The organism is Actinoplanes awajinensis subsp. mycoplanecinus (assembly GCF_001509495.1).
GTDB classification, from domain to species: domain Bacteria; phylum Actinomycetota; class Actinomycetes; order Mycobacteriales; family Micromonosporaceae; genus Actinoplanes; species Actinoplanes palleronii.
Window position 1 is genome coordinate 40747 of record NZ_LLZH01000310.1, and the last position, 19585, is coordinate 60331.

Consider the following 19585-nt stretch of genomic DNA (forward strand, 5'->3'; position numbering starts at 1 on the left):
AGCTTCCTGCAGGGGAAGCTCCCGAACGGGGGAGCAGCCTTTTGACCATCTCCCGCCGCCTGCAGGTCCGCGACTACACGATCGCGCAGCTGCTCGACGAACACACCGCCCTGACCACCGACCAGCTGACCGCGCTGCTGTTCGCGCACCGCACCACCTGCCGGCACCGGCTGCACACCCTGCGAACCCTCGGCTTCATCGACCGGTTCGTGCGCCACCGGCCCGGTGGCCGCTACCCGGTCTGCTGGGTCGCCGGACCCTTGTCCGCGCGGTACGTCGCCCTGGCCCGCGGCGAGGCTCCGCCGAGCGCCCGGGCGCTGCGCGATCGGCAGGACCGCACGTATGCGAGCCCTTATCTCGACCACCTGCTGGGGATCAACGACTTCTTCGTGAGTCTGTTGGTCCAGGCCCGCCGGCATCCCGGACCAGATTTGATCCGCTGGTGGTCCGAGCGGACCACGACCTCCGCGTTCGACCGCCGCATCCACCCCGACGGGCACGGCATCTGGCGCGACGGCACCACCGAGACCGGGTTCTTCCTCGAACTCGACCGCGGCACCGAATCCCTGACCCGCCTGGTCGACAAACTCGCCGCGTACCGGCGCCTGCGCGCCGACGGCGGCCCCGGCTACCCGGTGCTGTTCGCCCTGCCCAACCAGGCCCGCGAGCAACACCTGCACGCCAAGCTCGCCGACCAGCTGCTGGCGGGCCTGCTGGTCGCCACGTGCGTGACCCAGCCGGGCGTCAGCCCGGCCGGTCCGGTGTGGTGGCTCGCCGGCAACGGACCGCGGCGGCGCAGCCTGGCGGAGCTCGCCACCGACGACGGCCCGGCCGGTCCGCTCAACCCGGGCCCCGCGATGCCCGACCACCACCCGCTCGCCCTGATGACGGGCGTGCCGCTGCTGCCGTGAGATCCCCGGGGCCTCCTGACGTCCGGGCCCCGGGGTCGTGCGGTCAGCTGTCCGCCTGCGGCGGGTTGATCGGCAGCCCAGCAGCCTCCAGGAAGCCGCGCAGGGTCACCGCCAGCGCGGGCAGCTTGTCGTTCTCCACGAAGGCGAAACCGTGATCGCTCATCATGTCCGCGATCGCTTCGGCGATGCTCCCGTACGTCATCTCTGTCACCGGGCTCTCCTCGAGGTAGGGGCCGACGTCCGCGCCGGCCGCTCGGATCGGAACCGACCGCAGGCGTGCGCCGCCCGGCGGTCAGGGCTGCCTCCCGCATCGGGCTGCACCTCTGACCCCCGGCCGATCACCAGCAGCCCGTCGAGCTTGACGAAGATGTCGCGCTCCGCGACGGCCGCACCGGCCGCGTCCAGCTCATAGACCCGCAGCCAGACCCAGCCTCCGTAGGTCGTCCAGTCGTGCACGTGAATGATCCGCACCACGATCGGCGTCAGGAACTGCACACTGGCCGCCCGATCGACCAGCAGAACGTCCCCGGCCCGCGGCGCCGTCATCGCCGACCACCCGACTTGCGCAGGTAGGCGCGCCGGCCCAGGGCAGGGCGAGGTCCGATTGATCCGGTCAGCGCAAGCTGGCCGCTGCACACCCGTGCTCGTCCGCACATGATGGTCCCTGCCGATCGCCGGCGTCGGCCGGCGGTGCCAGGCTCGGGGCGGTGCCAGGGGGCGACCGGGGCCCGAGCGGGCTCGACTTCCACAGTGGCACTGAGCCTTCGGACGGTCAATCTTATGGCGTAAGTTCCTTGCGCTCGTACGGATGATTCTGCTGGGTTTCTCGGTAGGTGGCGCATTGCCTCTGTCATAACGGCCGAGGAAGATGGCCCCGACCGAAGCCTGCGGAAGGGGGCGTCTGCCATGCCACGGCCGATCGGTCCGACCATCCCGCGATGGCAACTGGGGGAGCAGCTGAGTCAGCTGCGCTCGGCCGCGGGGCTATCCCAGCAGGATGCGGCGAAGCGGCTCGGCTGCTCGGTCAGCAAAATCCAGAAGATCGAAGGCGGCGAGGTCGGGTCGAAACCGGTCGAGCTGGAGGCGCTGCTCATCCTGTACGGGACGCCCGATGACCTGCGGGAACAGTTGCTCGAACTGCGCACCCTCGGCGCCCAACGCGGCTGGTGGTCCCGTTTCGGAGCCCTCCCGGCGCCATTCGCGACTTTCCTCGGACTGGAGAGCGCGGCGACGAAGATCAGAATCTTCGAACCGCTCATGGTCCACGGCCTGTTGCAGACTCCGGACTACGCCCGTGCCCTGATCGAAAGCGTGAACCTGATGTCCACTCACGCTGAGGTCGATCGCCAGGTGCAGATCCGCTTAGAACGCCAGGAACGGGTCTTCGGCGAGGAGCATCCGGACCTCTGGGTAGTGCTCGATGAGGCGGTTCTCCGCCGGCAGATGGGTGGCTCTGACGTAATGGCCCGCCAACTGGATCATCTACTGCGACTCCCGAGATGGGTGACCGTTCAAATAGTTCCGTTCAGCAGCGGAGGCCATCCCGGAGCGTTGGGTGCCCTGACCCTGTTCGAGTTCGCCGATCAGACGCACACACCCGTGGCGTATGTGGAATCTCAGGCCGGCAATTTGTACCTCGAGAAGGAGGATGACCTGGCGAGAAGCGGCGTCGCGTTGGACCACATCGCGTCAGCCGCACTGAGCAAGCAGCAGTCCCGCGAACTGATCAAAACGACTGCTCAGCAGCTCGTTCCGCAGCAGTAGGATCCGCCCATGGACAAGTACGAGGTCGACCTGACCGACGCGCAATGGCGAAAGTCCGCCAAGTCCGCCGCCAACGGCGGATGCGTTGAATACGCGCAGGTAGCCGGATTCGTAGCCATCCGCGACTCACAAAACCCGGCTCGCGAACCGCTCGTCTTCGACGCCAACGAGTGGAACTGCTTCCTCGACGGAGTCGCTAAGGGAGAGTTCCCGGCACCGACCGCCTGACCAGACGTTTGCCAGCGTCGACAGGCGGAGGAGCAGGTGGGGCTGGTGGATGGCGCAGACCCCGCTGGGTGCCGGCCAGCTCAGGTCAGGTGAGGAGCCTGCGGGTGAAGCCGTGGGCGAGGAGACGCTGGTAGGCGGCATGGACGTCCGTGGGAACCTCTTGCTCGATGGCGAATCCGAGCTTCGGCGCCGTCTGTGCACGCTAAATCTTCTGGAGCACTTCGTCCCACACGTCTCCACCTTCGGCCCAGGTCCAGAGCCATCTGCGCGGCTGGTCCGGGCATTGCCGGATCCGCCCGAGCGTCCAGTAGTGGTGCTGGGTGTCGATGAGGACCACGGGCAGCAACCCGAAGACGGCGTCACTCACGTGACCTCGTCCTTGCGTAACAGGCTGCTGCGGCTGGTAGTCATTCCGGGAACCGCCGCGAGCCGAGATCCGTAAGAACGGGGTATTGCCCGCCTCCTGGTTCGAGCTCACACCCGGCGGCTGCTCCATGTACTGGTACATGTCACTCACCGATGCAGACAATCCGGTCCTGCTCCACGACTCCGACGGCTGGGCCGCTCCGACCGGCCAGGGCCAGGCCGATCGAGGTGAGCGTCTGCCGTAGCCCGTCCGTGCTGCGCAGTCGGCGGCGGGTCAGCCCGTCAACGTGCTCAACGAAGGTCCGCGCGCCGCAAGTGGTGTTGCCGCAGATGAACCGGCGCACCCGATCGATGTCGAGAGCCGCGAGATGCGGCAAAGCTGCTGGATCGTCGTGTCGCACAGTGGACCAACAATCCATCAGCGATGATCGATCATGCTTCCTGTGTCAGAACCCGAAACTCGCGAACATCGAATCCATCCGATCGAGGCGGGATCCGCGGTGGGGCCCGAACCGATGAACAAAGCCCAGGTTAGATACCCACGCAAGGAGATAACCTGCTGCTCAAAGGCCCTGTCATTCATTACTGTCGCGACGTGTGGAACCGCGACAACACCCCTGATGAACCGAGCGTGCTCATTCGCTGCCAGGAAGATCACGACACAGCCGTCCGTCTGCATAGCCGCTACTTGCCCGACGAGTACGGCATCGGCTTCGCCATCGACGCCCAAGCCGATGGACTCCGGGCCCAGCTCCGAGGAATAGAGGTATGGGTCTGGGACGACGCATGGCTGCCCGACTTCATCGCTCAACTGGCAGCCGACTATCAAGGCTGGGACGACGAGCGGATCTGGCGGACCAACCACCTATCGGTTCGCGCCAGCTTCCACACCGGCGGCCACGTCGCCCTCACCTGGCACCTTCACCACTGGCTGACCCGATCCGACACCTGGCAGGCATCAATCACAACCTGGCTGGAAGCCGGCGAGCAAATGAAGAATCTTGCCGCCGATCTGCGTGAGTTCCTGCCTATACCGACACCATCACGGTGACGCTGCCACAGCACCTGACGAAAGCCGCGCGGCACATGCTCCGAGGCGGGTCCCGAACTCGTGAACACAGAAATCGCCGATCAAACGGTGGGCTCCAAGGTCACGAGTAACTGGCACCCGAATCCACGACCCAAACCATGCGTTCGATGTCCTCGGTCCGGGACCCGCCTGTCCCGTCCAGCCGAACTGTTCGGCGTCCAGATCAACAGTTCGGGTCGATGTTGGACGGTCCGGTCGTTGGGTGCACAATGCCCGCCGTGGCGATTGATCTTCGTGCCCGTATGGAACTTCCAGCGCGTCTTCGGCGGCGTGTTTCGCCGAGCCGTGAGCATCGGCTGTCGCTCCGCTTGTCGGATGAGGAACTGCAGCAGGTCTGCGAGGCGGCGGGGCGAGCGCAGCTGGCTCCGACGGGGTACGCCGGCGAGGCCGCCGTCGCTGCTGCTGCTCGCGCATCGGTCGCAGGGCCGAACGTGCCGGCCACACGCGCCGAGTTGGCCACGGTGCAGCGCGAACTGTTCGCCATCCGTACGGCCTTGGTCGGGGCGGTTGCTGTTCGTGACCAAGAGAAATGCGCAGCGGCTGTTGACCAGTTGGACGAGGTGGCGAGGCGTCTCCACGCGTTGCTGAGGCGATCATGATCTGCTGGATCCACTTCTAGGACGCGAGCGCAGAACATTCGCGGCTTCACCGCGACGTTGACCGAACTGCCTTTCACGCACGGCCGAAGTCGGCCGGAACCTCGATTACCTTCGCTCTGAAAGCAGTCTCCAGCACGTCGCCGTCGATCAGGCCGTCGAAGTGATCGTCGGTCGGCCACGAGTCGGAGTCCTCGCCCTTCAAACTGCGCCTCAGGGTGTCTTCCAGGAGATCGGCGGCAGCAGTCAGCCCGAAGTAGTGCAGGGCTTCGACTGCGTGCCTGATCCGGAAAGGCTCGTTGACCTCCAAGGCGAAGAACAGGCCCCCACCCATCACGGAGTTATGAACGCGCATCAGGCCCGCGAGTTGCTCGATCCCCGGAGGGGTGCCTTTAGGCACGTCTCCGTCGATCCCGAAATCAATGGCCTCGTCCCAGATCAGGTCGAGGTCGTCCAACACGCTGCCACCATGGGCAAGAACCTGCGACAGCGCTGCGATCGTCTGGCTTGCTGCGACAGCGTCAGTGTCTTTCGGCCGTTCCTGTCGCCACCCGTCGGCAACCGGGGCAAGGGCGTCGAGCGCGGCTCTGGCCAGGCCCTTCACGAGCTTGGGCAGTCGAGCATCGAGGGTGGGATCATCCGCGGCCAACCTTCGGAGACGCTCGCCGAACTGGTCTCCACCGACCGAAGCCGCAGCGACGATCGCGGCGGCTGCGACTACCTGATCCGGAAGAACGTCGCGCCCGACCAGCTCGGGCTGGTCCTCCAGAGAGCCGAACAGCCGTTCCAGCGCTGCGGCGCGCAGCTCAGGAGCCACTTCGGCAAGTTTTTTCAAGAACTCCATAGCCTCCTCGCTGGAGAAGGCGTCAGCCCCGAACGCGGCCATGCTTGCTACCTCCTCATGCAGGACAGTCACCGACGTGAACCTACAAGATCAGGACGATCGACCGTCGACCTCCCGGGATTTAGCTCGGGGGTCCGCCCCTGCCGCCGAATCCGAAAAGTAGATCTGGACGATCTTGGTGGTGCGCAAGGCGGAGGCCGGGCGCATCGTGAACCTGAGCAGCTCGATGGGCCGCAGGGTGGCTCGTGGCGCGGTCGTACACCCCGACGGTGGTGATCGGGTCACCGCTGCCGTGCCAGGGACACGCTCAGGTCCGTGTTGTCGGTGAAGAACTGTCGCAGCATGGCCAGCAGTTCCTCGAGGTCCCGCAGTTGCGGTCCGGTCTGCAGCAGGGCCATGACGTGGCCGTCGAACGTACCGATATCGCTCTCGGCGTGGTAGCGGCCGGCCTCGCCCTCGAGCGCGATGGTGATCTCCATGCTGGGATCCTCGGCCCCGTCGTAGGGATAGACGCTGCGCCAGCAGGGCATCCCGCCGGTCCGTGTGCGCCATCCACCTGCCGGTGTCAGCAGCGGGGGATCGACGGCTCGCAGCCGATCGCCCTCGCTCCGCAGCAGATTCACCAGCACGTCCTGCTCGTCACGCGGCGCGTCCGGCATGGTCACCTCTCCACCACCACGAAGTCCTCGGCGGCGCAGAGAGTGCTGGTGCCGAGGGCCACTGATGCGATCACGTTGTCCCGGATGACGACGTCGTAGACGGTGCCCGGGTCGAAGCCGCAGACCGGGCACACCTCCGGATAGCCCTGCACCCGGACCAGCCGTGCGGGGACACCGAGGTCGTTGCCGCCCCACCGGAGGGCGTCGCCGATCGCGTACCGGTAGGCGCGCCGGTCGCCGTACTTGAACTGGACTTCTCGGGTGATCTCGCTGCCGCATCGAGGGCAGATCTCGGCCTCGGGCACGACGACGACGTTGAAAGCGCTCATCGCAGCAGCTCCATCGGGCAGGGGCAGGTTCGGAGAACCTGACCGAGCGCGGTCGTCGATGACGATCATCACGCACGGATCGCGGCATGGCCGGCACGACCCGTCCGGGACCGGCCCCGTCCAGTCTGCGACCTGTCGTCGGCCTGGTCGAGTGTCGTCACCGAGGATCGCGAGGGAAGGCACGCTCCGGTCGTTGGCACGGGAACGGCTCTGGCACAGCAGCGTCGGAGACCGTTGGCGGCGCGAATCAGCTGGTGCGGAGGCTGTTGGGCGCGACGGTTACGGTTCTGCGCATCACTCATGTGACCTTTTAGCACCACCCGCGGGCTTCGCCGCCCACGATCGCGGAAGCTACCACCCACCACCCGCACCCCGGGTCGGTCGGCTCGCGCCGTACGTGGAGATCGCGAACCGCAACCCTCACCGGCCTTGCCGGTTCCCGCGGCCTTGCGCCGCCTCGCGCCTGAAAAAGGCGCCCCCTTCCCTGATCCTGGAGGATCACCATGGCCTGCACCACCCTCGTCTGCCTGCCCGCAGACACTCCGCCCGCCGACGCCGCCTCCGCTGTCGCCGCCCGGCTCGCCGCCGTGGAGCTCGCCGCGACCAGCCTCGTCCGGCACTTCCGGGCCAGCACCCGCTGGCGCCGTGGCACGTTGCTGCTGCCGCAACACGGCACCGCGGCCGGCGGTCCGCTGTGCCGCCTGGAGCTCGACGCGATGCGCGCTGACGCGCACCGGTTCTACTGGCATCGCTGGCAGCTCTGGCAGTCCGCGGTCAAGGGCACGCCGACCGCTCGTCCGTTCTGGATGTTCGTGGACCGGCATCGGGCCAACCCTGACCGGTACGACCTGGAGCGGGCCCGTGCCGACTACCTGGCGCAGCCGCGGCTGGCGGCGATGCGGGTGTTCAACGCGCTGCCGCACCGGCCGTTCGGGTTGCCGACCTCGCATCTGGAGGCGCTGCAGCTGGGTGCCGACGCCTACAGCCACCTGGGCTGGTTGTCGGCGGTGCCGGGTCAGAGTCTGCTCTGCCCGGACGGGGCGCTGTTGGGTGCCGGCGGTGACCGGCTCGACGGGCGGTTGTCGTTTCTGGAGCAGGCCAACGGGTGCCTGACCCTGCTCGACGCCAAGGACGTGTTGGTCGCGGCGGTGACCGAACCGTGGCGGCGGCCGTGAACGGTCTGCTGCCGATCGTGCTGGCCGACGTGCTGCTGGCCGTCGCCGCGCTGGTCGCCGACCGGGTGTTGGGTGCGGCCGGGCCGGTGTTGGCCGCCCTGCTGCCCGCGCACGCGGCGGTGGTGGGTGCCTGGTTCGTCCGGGTGCGCGCCGAACTGGCCGAGGCCCGCCGTGACCCGGTCACCGACGTGTTCGTGCGGCGGGTCGCCGAACGGCACCTCGACCGGGTGCGCGGGCCGGTGACCGTGGCGCTGCTCGACGCCGACGACCTGCGCGGTATCAACACCCGGTTCGGTCATGCCGGTGGGGACGCGCTGCTGGCCGCGCTCGGGCAACGGCTGTGCTGGGCGGCGGTCGCCGGTGATGTGGTCGCCCGGCTCGGTGGCGACGAGTTCGTGCTGATCAGTCGCCGGCCGGTCGTGGCGGTGCATCGCGGGCTGCTGGCCGCGCTGGCGGCGCCGGTCACCCTGTTCGGCGTGGTCGTACCGATGCGGGTCAGTGTCGGTATCTGCCGCAGCGCCGGCGGTGAGCATCGGCGGGCCTTGGCCCGCGCCGACCGGCTGATGTACGTCGCCAAGCGGCACGGCGGCGGCATCGTCCACCTCTCGTCACCACCGGTGAACGCACCGCGGTGACGACGCGGCCGCCCGATGGCCGCTGATCCAACCCATCCATCCCGATGTCCCTTTCCGCCGTCCAGGCGCGGACACCGGGTGTGGAGACCCGGTGCGGGGACGCCCCCCATTCCGGAGGTAACCACCATGACGTGTGAGCGCTGCGGTCAACCAGCGGCACACCCCACCCGCACCGCGACCGGTGTGATGATCTGCACCGAGTGCCTCGTCGGCTTCTACACCCAGTGCGGTGGCTGCGACGGCTGGCACCACAACGACGATCACTGCCCGAACGGCTGCCCGTGCGGCGGCGACGACTGCGACTCGTGCTACGCCGTGCTCGACGCTTTCGTGCACGACTACTCCTACCAGCCCCGGCCGGTCTTCCACGGCGTCGGGCCGCTGTTCCTGGGCCCGGAGATCGAGGTCGAGGTCGGTGACGGCAACCGGTACCGGTGCGCCCAGATCGCCTTCCGTGAGCTCGGCGACCTCGGCTATCTCAAACGCGACGGGTCCCTGACCTGCGGGTTCGAGATCGTCACGCATCCGATGTCCTACGACTGGGCGCTGGCGAACTTCCCCTGGGACATGCTCGGCCGGCTGCGCGACAACGGCTGCCTGGCCACCGACACGACCGGGATCCACGTGCACCTGTCGAGGGCCGGGTTCTCGTCGGTCGCGCACTCGTACCGATGGATGAAGTTCATCTATCGCAATGAGCGCCAGGTGCAGCAGGTCGCGCGCCGGGAGGCGTCGCAGTGGGCGGCGTTCTGTCCCGAGGATCGGCGCGCGATCAAGAACTACGTCAAGGGCGACTGGTACGGGCCGCGGTACCGGGCGATCAACACCAACAACGAGCACACGTTCGAACTGCGGGTCTTCGCCGGGTCGTTGGATCCGCAGACCATTCAGGCGGCGTTCGCGTTCTCGGTCGCCACGGTCGAATACACCCGGCAGTTGAGTGTCGCCGCGATCGCCGGCGGTGGCTGGGGCTGGCCGGCGTTCACCGGCTGGCTCGCCGGGCAGTCCGCCTACACGCCGCTGGTGCGTCAGTTGGAGGCGCTGTCATGTGCCTGCTGACGTTCCTGCCCGGCGGGGTGCCGCCGCAGGTGGACGCCCTGTACAACGGCAGCCTGGTCAACACCGACGGGCACGGTTTCGCGATCGTTACGACCGGTGGGCTGCTGGTGCGCCACGGCATGGACGCCGCGCCGCTGATCGACGCGTTCGTGGCGGCACGGTGGGCGCACCCGGACGGCGACGCGTTGTTCCACTCCCGGCTCGCGACCGGAGGCACCGTCAGCCTGGACAACTGCCATCCGTACGCCGTCGGCGCCGACCCGCGCACCGTCCTGGCGCACAACGGGGTCCTGCCGATCCACCCGGACCGCGCCGACCCGCGCTCGGACACCCGGATCGTCGCCGAATCCCTGATCGGACAGTGGGGTTCGCTGCGGCATCGGCGCACCCGGCTGCGGTTACAGCGGTGGATGGGTCCGGCCAACAAGATGGTGCTGCTGAGTGTGGATCGCCGGTTCCGGCGCACGTCCTACCTGTTCAACGAGCAGGCGGGGGAGTGGTCCGGCGGGATCTGGTACTCCAACCGCGGCTACCGGGACTGGCCCGACCTCGACGACCTCGACGGCCCCGATGATCTCGGCATCGGTCCGTTGGGCTGGCCGCTACCTCGTTCCTGAAAATTTCCTCATCACCCCTCGCCGGGGACCCGTGCACCACTCCCGGCGGACAGCCGGGTGATGCACGGGCTCCTCGGCGGACCATCCGCAAAGGAGAACCGCCATGCAGAAACGCACCATCCGCATCGCCAATCCGGTCGACGCCGCCACCCTCGTCCCGTACCTGCTCGGCTACCAGCCGCAGAACAGCCTCGCCATGCTGGCCGTCGAGGACGGGCAGTTGCGCCTCGCCGGCGCGCAGGCACTGCCGGACGGCGACGACCCCCGCCCGCTCGGCCACCACCTGGCCGACGTGCTGCTCAGCAACGGCCTGAACCAGGCGCTGCTGATCGGCTACGGCCCGCACGAGCCGATGACCGACGCCGTCGACACCGCCATCGCGGTGTTCACCGACCGCGGCATCACCGTGCTCGACGCGATGCGCGTCGGCGAGGGCCGGCTCTGGCACCTGGGCTGCGACGAACCCCACTGCACGATCAAAAGTCTTCCGTACGACCCGGCGAGCACGATCGTCGCCGCCGAGGCCACCTACGCCGGCATGCAGATCGCCGTCGACCGTGACGCGCTGGCCACCCGGCTCGCCCCGATCAGTGGCGCCGACCAGCAACGCATGAACGCGGCGATCCTGGCCGCCGTGCACACCCTGGCGCAGCCGTTGCGCACCGACGACCGGCTCGGCGAGCGCATCGCCACCCTCGTCGCCGAAGCGCTCACCGCCGCACGCCAGGATTCGCAGCTCAGCGACGACCACGCCGCCCAGCTGCTGATCCTGCTCGCCTTCGCGCACCTGCGCGACGCCGCCGTGCCGCTGGTGCACGGCAGCCGCCACCACATCGCGGTGTGGAGCGACCTGACCCGCCGGGCCGGCGCCGGCAGCCTGGCCTGCGCCCCGGCGATCTTCCTGGCCCTGGCCGCCGTGCAAGCCGGCGACGGCGTGACCGCCGTACTGGCCGCCGACCGCGCCTGCCAGGCCGATCCCGGCGACGAGTTCGCCGAGCTGGTCCAGCACGTCATCCATTCCGGGATCAGCCCGGAAGCCGTGCACCAGGCGCTGCACCGGCGCTGACCCACCTCGCACCACCGGCCGACGCCCGGCCACCTCTCACACGAGAATCCCGGGCGCCGCCGTGACAGCGCGCCCGGGATCTCCTTGTTGGAAAGGGACATCCCGATGGGCTACACCCACTACTGGAGCCTGCTGCTCAACGACCCCGCCTACCAGACGTGCTGGCCGCAACTGGTCAGCGACACCGCCCGGATCGTCGACGCCGCGCGCCGCGCCGGCATCGTCATCACCGGCCCGTACGGCTGGGGCCGCCCGACCTTCGACCCCGGCTGCGACATCAGCTTCAACGGCGACGGCGCCGACGACCTGTCCGCCGACACGTTCGTCCTGCCCGTCCCCGAGCGCGACGAGCACCGCCCGCTGTGGATCGCCAACTTCTGCAAGACCCACCGCCGACCGTACGACCTGGCCGTCACCGCCACCCTGCTGCGCTGCCGGCTGCTCGCCCCGCACGCGCTGACGCTCAGCAGCGACGGCGCCTGGAACCGCCAGTGGAAATACGGCCGCAAACTCCCCGGCAGCCGCCGCCGCGCCCCCAGCCCCCGCGCGCTGCTGTCCACCCTTTTCGGCCCGATCCCGGACACCAACCCGCTGACCGTTCTCGGTCGCCGCGACGGGCAGGCGTGAGCATGGACATCCCCGTGCACCTGCGGCACCGCCCGACCAGCAGCGGCCTGGTCGTCCCGATCGCCACCCCGCGCACCACCGACGGGCAGTACCTGTTCGGCCTGCTCGAAGACCGCCGCCAGCGCCTGCTGCTGCTCGACCACCGCTGCCAGGTCTGCGGCAACCTGCTCGGCGAACGCCTGGTGGTCTTCGCCCGCCCCGCCGACCTGCTGCTGTGCTGCACGTCCGAGCCCGCGCTGTGCCCGCCGTGCGCCGCGTACAGCAGAAGCGCCTGCCCGATGCTGGCCGGCCGCCTGGACCACTACCGCACCCGGCCCCGCACCGCCGAAATCGGACTCGGCGCCGGCACGGACAGCCCACTGCGCCGCGGCGCCCCCGCCGAGACCTGGCACACCGTCTGGCTCACCGGCTACGAGGTCGTGCCACACCCGGCCCGCCCGGACGTGCTCGCCGCGTCCTGGCTGCACCACCCACCCCTGACGGTCAGACCGATCCACAGCGCCCCTTCATTCCCCAGGCAGGAGTCATGACTTCATCCCACGACCGCAGCGCCCTCATCCAGCTGGGCTGGCTCTTCGAACCAGGCAACCCCGCACTGGCCAGCCTGGTCACCGACATCGGCGCCGCCCAGGCCGTCTCCTCTTTACAAAAACAACCCCTTGCTCGTACGACGATCCGCCCCGAATTGCGCGCCCACGACGAGGAATGGCTCTGGCAGCGCGCCCACCACGAAGCCGCCACCGACCATCGCATCCTCGTGCCCGGTGAGCCCGACTGGCCGGCCGGCGCCACGGGTATCGCCCTGTGCCTGTGGGCGCAGGGCCCGGCACCCGCACCCCAGCCCACCACCGCGATCACCATCGCCGGATCCCGGGCCTGCACCGCCTACGGCGCGAACCAAGCCACCGACCTGGCCCGTGGCCTGTCCGAGCACGGCCTGACCGTCACCACCGACGGTGGGTACGGCATCGCCGTTGCCGCCCTGCGCGGTGCCCTGACCACCGGCCACCCACCGGTAGCCGTCCTACCCAGCGGCCTCGACCAGCTCCACCCGGCCGGCCACCGCGGCCTGCTCACCACCCTGGCCACCGACGGCCTGCTTCTCAGCGCCTATCCACCCGGCGCAGCGGTCGTCACCCGCAACCGGCTCGCCCACACCCGGCACCTGCTCGCCGCCCTCACCGGCGGCACGCTCCTGGTCGAAGCCGCCCCGCGCAGCAGCGTCCTCGACAGTGCCCGCCACGCCCTGGACCTGGGCCGCCCCACGTTGGTCGTCCCCGGACCGGTCACGTCCATCCACGCGGCCGGCTGCCTCGACCTGCTGCGCAGCGACCCCCGAGTACGCCCGGTCGGCGACGCCACCGACGTCCTCATCGACCTGGAAACCCACCAGCACTGACCCGCGGGCGGCCATCACTGATGGCCGCCCGCTCTTCCAGATGGAGGCAAAATGTCACCTCAAAATACGACTTCGGCCCGGCGATGAGCTCCCGCCTGATCAGCGCCGCCCTCGCGGGCATCGTCGTGACGCTGATGGCCTGTGCGGGCGGTCTCGCCATGGTCGGCGGTGCGGCCGTCAGCAGCGCGTGCACCACACCGTCTGCCGGCACCGACTTCGACGCCGGGCAGCGCGCCAGTGCGGCGCTGATCGCCCAGGTCGGCGCCGACCGGGGCATCCCGGTCCGCGGCCAGATCATCGCGGTCGCCACGGCCTTACAGGAGTCCGGACTGCGCAACCTCAACAGCGGCGACCGCGATTCGGTCGGTCTGTTCCAGCAGCGCCCGAGTCAGGGCTGGGGGAGCCGGTCCCAACTGCGCAACCCGACCTATGCCGCCGGCAGGTTCTACGCCAAGCTCACCACGGTCCCTGGTTGGCAGGCGATGCCGCTGACCCGGGCCGCGCAGGCGGTCCAGCGCTCGGCCTACCCCGACGCGTACGCGAAATGGGAGAACGCCGCGACCGCCCTGGTGTATCAGCGGACCGCGAGCAGCAACGCGGCATCGGTGCGTGGCGCGAGCAACAGCGCGGCATCGGTGCGGGCCGCGAGCAGCGGCGCGGCACCGGTCTGTCCTGATCTGGCGCTCGGGGTGGCGGAGCCGGCCCCGCGCAACGCTGACAGCTCCTGGCCGGCCGAGCGTTGCAGCATCCGCCCCGACCCGACCACAGGAGCCGGCTGCATAACACCCCGCCTGCAGCATCTCGTCCAGCAGACCACCGCCGCCGGGTTTCCCAAACCGAGCTGCTACCGCCCCGCCAACCACGGCGAACACCCACTGGGCCGTGCGTGCGATTGGATGATGACCTCAGGCGGCGCCGCCCTCGGTCCCGAAAAGGCTCACGGCGACGCGATGGCCGCCTGGGCGGTCACGAACGCCGACCGGCTCGGCATCGCGTACGTCATCTGGTACCGCACGATCTGGACCAAGGCCCAGGGCTGGCACGCCTACACAAACCCGTGGGGCGCCAACGACCCGTCCGGCTGGCACACCAACCACGTCCACATCAGTGTCCAGTAAAGGGCATGGCCTGTGGATCTCCTGTTCGTCCACTGACAGCTGAGCGGGCGGGTGTGCGAGGTTGGGGCCAGAGTCGAGCATCTCGGCCAGTCGATCTGTTCCGATCTGGTGGATGGGGGCGTGGATTCGTGCTGGCATCCGCTCTCCTCGATGGCCGAGGGCGCGGTGCAATGATGAGGGCATGATCGATCCTGGAGTCATCGACCTGGAGGACTTTGCCCATGCCTGGTGGGGGCCACCAGATTCCGTGGCGGAGCCGATCCAAGCCGAGCATCAGTGGCTCCCCGAAATCTTGAAGGACTGGCTTGTTTTTTCCTCCCGCTGGAATCGGCGCAATATTTCTATGCTGAGATTTTTCACCCCCGACCGCATCGAGCGTTTCGGGGAGAAGGCATTCTTTCTCGAGGATTCGTGTGGAGAATGGCGGTGGGCGTTTGACGTTGAGGAGCCGGATATTGTCTATGATGCCGAGGTGTACAAGGGTGAGGAGGCCCAAGCGGAGTGGACACGCAACGAAGAAACTCTGGGTGAGGTCATTAGGCATAGCGTCGTGCATGATGCTTTGCTGACTGCAGCTCATACCAGGATCTATACGCATGTTCCAGCGCGTTTATTGGGGGACGTCTTGCGTCCGCTTCAGCCGGTCGGATTTGGATCTTGGCGCTGGCCATCACCTCAGTTCCGCATTTTCATGGGTAACGGACTGTTGGCGGACTTGTCTCCGTCTAGATACGTAGCCGGACACTTCGGGGTTCAGTTGTCTGCGGCCGACGAGGCCGCCTTTATCTATCTGAACGAAATTCCCGGTATCGATCATTAGCGGAAGAGGCGAATAGTGAAAGCGGCCCGGCCGTCTTGGCCGGGCCGCGCATCGAACTAGCTTGTAGGAATCTTCTTCGGGCCGTCGAAGTTTTCTTCTTGGATTCCCTTTTTGTTGGTGTACACCACCATTAGGGACGAGCCAGGCGGCAGCATTTTAGGAAGGAACTGCCTACATACAGGGCAGATGTAGTCGGTGTCCAAGTAGAGAGTCGCCTTTTCGACGTCTCCCCAAAACCACATCAGGGCTGCCGCCTGAGCTTCGCAATGGCTATCATAAGTGCCACCTTTGGAGCCCGGCGCAGGCTTACCTTTAATGACGTCAGGGACATTCTTGCTGCCGCTCGCTAACGGCAGAAATCCGAATTTTTGAACCCAAAGTGAGCAGGTGATGCCGTCCGCGTAGAGTCCCTTTTTCTCGAAGTAGGATTTGGCTTTCTTCGCCTCTTCGATACCGCTCTCATGCGGGGGGCAGATGCTGGCGTTATGGGTGAGAACTGCTGTGCCAGCTGCAACCGCGTAGTAGGAATGAAAGTCCGCGATGGTCAGGTTGTAGAGCCGGGCTTCAGCGGTGCGATGCTTGATGGCAGAGATCTGAACGCTGGTGCCGGCGCTTGTTCGCAGCCAATGCCCGGGCATTAGTTGGCCCGCTTCGACCCACTTCGAACGGTCCTGTGCCCAGAACGGGTGATCGTCTGCCGCGGTTACTGCCGCAGTTCGGGTGCCGCGAGATCCGTCAATATCGATGGATATCGTGGAAAGTTCGTTTCGGCCAAAATCGACACTAGTCGCAAGAACTGGCTTGGCGGCTCGAATCCCGGTCTCCGGATTGGTGGCCAGAACCTCGTCACCTGTTTTGACCATCTCGATGGCACGTGTGGTCCCATCGGCCATCAGCACTGGCGTACCTGCCACGAGACTGCGCGGCACCGGTAGGTTCGGGCAAATAGCCAGCTTTTTCTTCTTACGGAGCGCGGCCTCCATCAGATCGTCGAACTTCTTGCGGGCAGCCTTAACCTTGTCCAGGAACTTCAAGAGTTTCGGCATCAACCGGACGACATCGGCGAAAGCGCCGGCCATTTTCCCGATGGGCAACAGGCTGGCCAGGCTCCACAGACAAGCCTCGGTATTTCCTTCGCGCACGCACGACAGGACGTCGCCGGTTCCGGACAATTCCAGAAACAGCTGCCAGGCGTTTTCGCGGAAGAAATCCACGACGCTCATGCCTGCCGTCGTCTGCGCCTGCTGCAGTTCCTGCTGTTCCTCAGGGCTCAGTACCTGCAGCAGGTCGGGGTCAGTTGGCACCGCCCCGTTCGAGTTGGCAAAGTCAGCGGCGGCTCGATCGCGCTGAGCTTGCTCTGCTGCCTCCGCGCTACGCTGCGCTGCGATGGAGGCCTGAAGCGCATTGGTAGCAGCCTTAGCAGCGCTATCGGCATATTCCTGCGCCTCATCAGCGGCTGTACGAGCGTTCGCCGCGTCGCTCTCTGCCCGGCCGGCGGCGTCGCGGGCCGCGCTTGCGTCATTTTCGGCGGCAATGGCGGCAGTGCCAGCTGCGGTCGCATCGTCCTGCGCCGCCTGCGCAGAACGCCCCGCGATCACCGCATCATTGGCAGCGGCGTCAGCGGCTGATCTGGCGCCAGCCGCGTCTGCACGAGCTTGGTCGTCGGCACGGGCGGCGTTTGTGGCGGCGATGCGGGCGGCTGCGCCCTCGGCGGCTGCCTGTGCTGCGTCCTGTTTGGCGCGCGCTGCAGCTTGTGCTGCATCGGCTGCCGATCGGGCCGCCTGTGCAGCGGCGTTGAAGGCTTGTTTTATCTCGCCGGTGGCGCCGTCAGCTGCGTCTTGCGCGCGCTGTGCGGCGAGAATCGCCTCGTCAGCGCGGGCCTTGGCCGCGGCGGCCTGTTCGGCACCGATGGTCTTGGCCTGCTCGGCGACCAACGCCACGAAGTCGGCGTCGATGTCGGAGCCGGCGAACGGGCTTACCGCACCGATCGCGGTGTTGGCGGGCTCTGCGATACCGGCAGCCGAGGTAGAGGCAGCGATCGCGGCCTGCACCGCAAACCCGGATTGGGCAGCAGCAGCGACGGACTCGGTGGTTGCCGCCTGCGCCTCGTCCCTGACGCGGTTAGCTGACCACAGAGAGCGTGCTGACTCATCGGCGGCCTGTCCGGCCAGCCGTTGTGCCGCATTCGCGGCCGCAGCTGCCTTGACCTGCTGAGTGGTGGCATCGGCAGCTTTTGCGTCGGCGCGCAGGTGGGCAGCGTGGGTGGCCTTGGCACTCGCCTCTGCCTTGTCCGCAGCTGCGTCCGCAGCTGCGGCTGCGGCCTGAGCCTGCTGCGCGGCGGCCGTCGCGCGGTCGGCCGCGTATTCTGCCTGGGTTGCTGCAGTACGCGCATTTGCGGCCGCGCCGGTCGCGGTGTTCGCTGCGGACCGGGCGTTGCGTGCCGCGGTTCCTGCTGCGGTGGCCTGCCGATCTGCTTCGTCAGCCTGCCGCTGAGCCTCGTCCTTTTCCGCGCCAGCGGCGGTAGCGGCAGCAGCTGCCCGCAGTGCCTGGGTTTTCGCTTTCGCAGTCTGCTCGGCTCTCTCTGCCGCCTGCGCGTCATCGCGTGCTTGTTGGGCGGTCTTTTCCTGGCCCCACGCTTTCTCGTCCGCGTTTCCTGCTGCTACAGAGGCCGCAGACGCACGTGCCTCAGCATCTGCTGCCGCCTTCGCCTGGGCCTCGGCGTTGGCACGGGCGTTGCTGGCGATGGCCGCTTGTCGTTCGGCTTCGGCGCGGTGGGTTGCCGCGTTCGCACGTTCCGTCTCGGCGATTTGTCGCTGCTGGGCCGCGATGGTGGCTTGTGCTTCGGCGGTTTGTCGTTGCTGGCGGGTGCGTTCCGCGGCGGCCCAGGCGTCGCGTTCGGCGGCTTGGGCCTGTTCGCGGGCGGTCTTGGCGCGGGCGGCGGCGGTCTTGGCGGCGGTGGCCTGTTTTGCGGCTGCGGCGGCGAGTTTCGCGGCTGCGGCGGCGTGCTCCTGGGCGTGCTTGCGCCATTGCTCGGCCTGGCGGGCGTGTGCCTCGGCTTTCGCTTGAGCGTCTTGGGCGTTGTTGGTGGCGATGGTGGCGTCGATCGCGGCCGCGGCGGTGCTCGTGGCGCCCTGGGCGGCGGTCACCGCTTCGTTCATGCCGGTGACGATCGCGGACCACTCGGCGCCGTAGGTGAGGCCGGTGTCGATGAGATCGTTGGCGGCGCTGGTCGCGGTCGCGGCAGCCGGGCGAGCCCGGTCGACGGCGTCCTGCGCGGCCTGGATCTGGGCGGCGGCGGAGGACTTGTCGATGGCGAGCTGTGCGGCCTTGGCACTGGCGGTGCCGGTTCCGGTGATCACCTGTTCGGCGTGGCGGGCGGCGTTGGCGGCGCCGGCCATGGCGTTCGCAGCGAGTTGCAGTGCTTTGACCGCGTCGCCGTGTGCGGCCAGCAACCGGGAGCGGGCCTGGCTGGCGCGTTGTGCGCGTTTGGCGAGGTCGGTCAGCTCCTCGGCGGCTTTGGTGCGTGCCTCGAGGTCCTTCAGGTATTGCTCGCGGGCGGCGGCATCGGCTTTGGCCGCAGGGAGATAGCCGGTCTCCCAGAATGCGCTCACTGCCGTGTCATCGCCGGCCAGGGCGGCCTCGGCGGTGACCCGGAGCTGGGATTCGGCGGGTGCGGCGGCGGCGAAGATGCGCAGCCGGTCGCGCAGCTGGGCGGCGCGGTCCCGGGCGTCCTGGATTACCTTGTCGTCGCGGGCGCGGGCGATGTCCCCGCTGTAGGCGAAGAAATCCTCCCGGTCGGCGTCGGTACCGGCGAGGACTCGCTGCACCTCGGCGTTGAAGTACTTGCCGCCGGTGCCGACCAACGCTTTGATCTTGACGAGGTTGTCTGCCGCGGTTTGCTTCTTGCGGGCGGCGATCTGTGTCTCGAGCTGACGTTTCTCGACCAGGGCGAACTGCATGATCTTCTGGTTGTCGCCGGTGGCCAGCGCGGTCAGCGCCGCGTTACGAACCTCGGGCTCAGCCGCCAGTGCAGCGACATCCGCAACCGCTTTGCGCCAGCGCTCGGCGTTGGCGTCGATACCGGTGGTGCCATTCCAGCTCTCGGTGACCAAGGGCGGCACCGGGATCGGTGGTCCCTCAGCAAGAGCCGGAAGGGCCCGAGCGGGCGACGCGACGGGCGCCGCCGCGGCAGGGGGCGCGTGCAGGCCGGTACCGATCAAGGCGGCGGCCAGGACTGCGATCATTAGGGCGCGCAGGCGCGCCACGTGCTTGTTCACGAAGA

The 19585-nt window shown here is 68.0% G+C and carries 23 protein-coding genes; 15 read left to right on the plus strand and 8 right to left on the minus strand.

What is annotated here, in order from left to right:
* The first annotated feature begins 41 nt into the window (after nt 1–41).
* The gene (locus tag ADL15_RS39625) at nt 42–911 is read left to right on the plus strand and encodes a replication-relaxation family protein (protein WP_067702883.1); all 870 of its coding nucleotides are present in this window, start codon (nt 42–44) and stop codon (nt 909–911) included.
* A 43-nt stretch (nt 912–954) separates the two neighbouring features.
* On the opposite strand, the gene ADL15_RS53545 is transcribed toward ADL15_RS39625, so the two are convergent.
* Both ADL15_RS53545 and ADL15_RS39630 read right to left on the minus strand, forming a co-directional pair.
* Entirely contained in the window at nt 955–1122 is a 168-nt protein-coding gene (locus ADL15_RS53545; RefSeq protein WP_157441881.1) for a hypothetical protein, read from the minus strand.
* Nucleotides 1119–1457 (minus strand): hypothetical protein, encoded by a 339-nt coding sequence (locus tag ADL15_RS39630; protein ID WP_067702886.1) that lies wholly within the window; start codon nt 1455–1457, stop codon nt 1119–1121. Before ADL15_RS39630 ends, ADL15_RS53545 begins: the two co-directional genes overlap by 4 nt.
* Before the next feature lie 360 nt (nt 1458–1817).
* On the opposite strand from ADL15_RS39630, the gene ADL15_RS39635 reads away from it, so the two are divergent.
* Nucleotides 1818–2675, plus strand: coding sequence for a helix-turn-helix domain-containing protein (locus ADL15_RS39635; protein ID WP_067702888.1), 858 nt, complete (start codon nt 1818–1820; stop codon nt 2673–2675).
* A gap of 9 nt (nt 2676–2684) precedes the next feature.
* Nucleotides 2685–2903 carry a DUF397 domain-containing protein gene (locus tag ADL15_RS39640; RefSeq protein WP_067702892.1) on the plus strand — a complete coding sequence of 73 codons (219 nt, stop codon included), beginning with the start codon at nt 2685–2687 and terminating at the stop codon, nt 2901–2903.
* 202 nt (nt 2904–3105) lie between these two features.
* Here ADL15_RS39640 and ADL15_RS53550 read toward each other — a convergent pair whose 3' ends face one another.
* Both ADL15_RS53550 and ADL15_RS39650 read right to left on the minus strand, forming a co-directional pair.
* Nucleotides 3106–3270 (minus strand): hypothetical protein, encoded by a 165-nt coding sequence (locus ADL15_RS53550; protein WP_157441882.1) that lies wholly within the window; start codon nt 3268–3270, stop codon nt 3106–3108.
* 142 nt (nt 3271–3412) lie between these two features.
* The gene (locus ADL15_RS39650; RefSeq protein WP_157441883.1) at nt 3413–3670 is read right to left on the minus strand and encodes a hypothetical protein; all 258 of its coding nucleotides are present in this window, start codon (nt 3668–3670) and stop codon (nt 3413–3415) included.
* A gap of 230 nt (nt 3671–3900) precedes the next feature.
* On the opposite strand from ADL15_RS39650, the gene ADL15_RS39655 reads away from it, so the two are divergent.
* Together ADL15_RS39655 and ADL15_RS39660 are read left to right on the plus strand one after the other, a co-directional pair.
* Nucleotides 3901–4320: a DUF6228 family protein gene (locus ADL15_RS39655; protein ID WP_067702896.1), complete on the plus strand. Its 420-nt coding sequence runs from the start codon at nt 3901–3903 to the stop codon at nt 4318–4320.
* Nucleotides 4321–4577: 257 nt separating this feature from the next.
* Nucleotides 4578–4958 (plus strand): hypothetical protein, encoded by a 381-nt coding sequence (locus tag ADL15_RS39660; protein WP_232344843.1) that lies wholly within the window; start codon nt 4578–4580, stop codon nt 4956–4958.
* Nucleotides 4959–5031: 73 nt separating this feature from the next.
* Here ADL15_RS39660 and ADL15_RS39665 read toward each other — a convergent pair whose 3' ends face one another.
* The 3 genes from ADL15_RS39665 to ADL15_RS39675 form a co-directional block, all read right to left on the minus strand.
* Entirely contained in the window at nt 5032–5871 is an 840-nt protein-coding gene (locus ADL15_RS39665) for a hypothetical protein (RefSeq protein WP_067702898.1), read from the minus strand.
* Between the two features lie 209 nt (nt 5872–6080).
* The gene (locus ADL15_RS39670; RefSeq protein ID WP_157441884.1) at nt 6081–6464 is read right to left on the minus strand and encodes a hypothetical protein; all 384 of its coding nucleotides are present in this window, start codon (nt 6462–6464) and stop codon (nt 6081–6083) included.
* Nucleotides 6461–6787 carry a hypothetical protein gene (locus ADL15_RS39675; RefSeq protein WP_067702902.1) on the minus strand — a complete coding sequence of 109 codons (327 nt, stop codon included), beginning with the start codon at nt 6785–6787 and terminating at the stop codon, nt 6461–6463. Before ADL15_RS39675 ends, ADL15_RS39670 begins: the two co-directional genes overlap by 4 nt.
* Before the next feature lie 503 nt (nt 6788–7290).
* Between ADL15_RS39675 and ADL15_RS53555 the strand changes: the two genes are divergently transcribed.
* The 10 genes from ADL15_RS53555 to ADL15_RS53560 all read left to right on the plus strand — a co-directional run bounded on the left by ADL15_RS53555 (nt 7291) and on the right by ADL15_RS53560 (nt 15303).
* Nucleotides 7291–7962 carry a hypothetical protein gene (locus ADL15_RS53555; RefSeq protein WP_067702904.1) on the plus strand — a complete coding sequence of 224 codons (672 nt, stop codon included), beginning with the start codon at nt 7291–7293 and terminating at the stop codon, nt 7960–7962.
* On the plus strand, nt 7947–8597 hold the full coding sequence (locus ADL15_RS39685; protein WP_067702907.1) for a GGDEF domain-containing protein: 651 nt from the start codon (nt 7947–7949) through the stop codon (nt 8595–8597). The genes ADL15_RS53555 and ADL15_RS39685 overlap by 16 nt, the downstream gene beginning before the upstream one ends.
* A 126-nt stretch (nt 8598–8723) precedes the next feature.
* Nucleotides 8724–9656 carry an amidoligase family protein gene (locus tag ADL15_RS39690; protein ID WP_198171208.1) on the plus strand — a complete coding sequence of 311 codons (933 nt, stop codon included), beginning with the start codon at nt 8724–8726 and terminating at the stop codon, nt 9654–9656.
* Entirely contained in the window at nt 9644–10273 is a 630-nt protein-coding gene (locus ADL15_RS39695) for a class II glutamine amidotransferase domain-containing protein (RefSeq protein ID WP_067702909.1), read from the plus strand. Before ADL15_RS39690 ends, ADL15_RS39695 begins: the two co-directional genes overlap by 13 nt.
* A gap of 103 nt (nt 10274–10376) precedes the next feature.
* Nucleotides 10377–11339, plus strand: a complete 963-nt coding sequence (locus tag ADL15_RS39700; protein ID WP_067702912.1) for a DUF4192 domain-containing protein — start codon at nt 10377–10379, stop codon at nt 11337–11339.
* A 105-nt stretch (nt 11340–11444) separates the two neighbouring features.
* Nucleotides 11445–11966: a hypothetical protein gene (locus ADL15_RS39705; protein ID WP_067702915.1), complete on the plus strand. Its 522-nt coding sequence runs from the start codon at nt 11445–11447 to the stop codon at nt 11964–11966.
* A 2-nt stretch (nt 11967–11968) separates the two neighbouring features.
* Nucleotides 11969–12496 (plus strand): hypothetical protein, encoded by a 528-nt coding sequence (locus tag ADL15_RS39710; protein ID WP_083972322.1) that lies wholly within the window; start codon nt 11969–11971, stop codon nt 12494–12496.
* Nucleotides 12493–13365, plus strand: a complete 873-nt coding sequence (locus tag ADL15_RS39715; protein ID WP_083972324.1) for a DNA-processing protein DprA — start codon at nt 12493–12495, stop codon at nt 13363–13365. The genes ADL15_RS39710 and ADL15_RS39715 overlap by 4 nt, the downstream gene beginning before the upstream one ends.
* 83 nt (nt 13366–13448) lie before the next feature.
* On the plus strand, nt 13449–14483 hold the full coding sequence (locus ADL15_RS39720) for a hypothetical protein (RefSeq protein ID WP_157441885.1): 1035 nt from the start codon (nt 13449–13451) through the stop codon (nt 14481–14483).
* A 181-nt stretch (nt 14484–14664) separates the two neighbouring features.
* Nucleotides 14665–15303 (plus strand): hypothetical protein, encoded by a 639-nt coding sequence (locus tag ADL15_RS53560; protein ID WP_157441886.1) that lies wholly within the window; start codon nt 14665–14667, stop codon nt 15301–15303.
* A 56-nt stretch (nt 15304–15359) separates the two neighbouring features.
* On the opposite strand, the gene ADL15_RS39725 is transcribed toward ADL15_RS53560, so the two are convergent.
* The gene (locus tag ADL15_RS39725; protein WP_067702925.1) at nt 15360–19580 is read right to left on the minus strand and encodes a polymorphic toxin-type HINT domain-containing protein; all 4221 of its coding nucleotides are present in this window, start codon (nt 19578–19580) and stop codon (nt 15360–15362) included.
* Nucleotides 19581–19585: the final 5 nt, after the last annotated feature.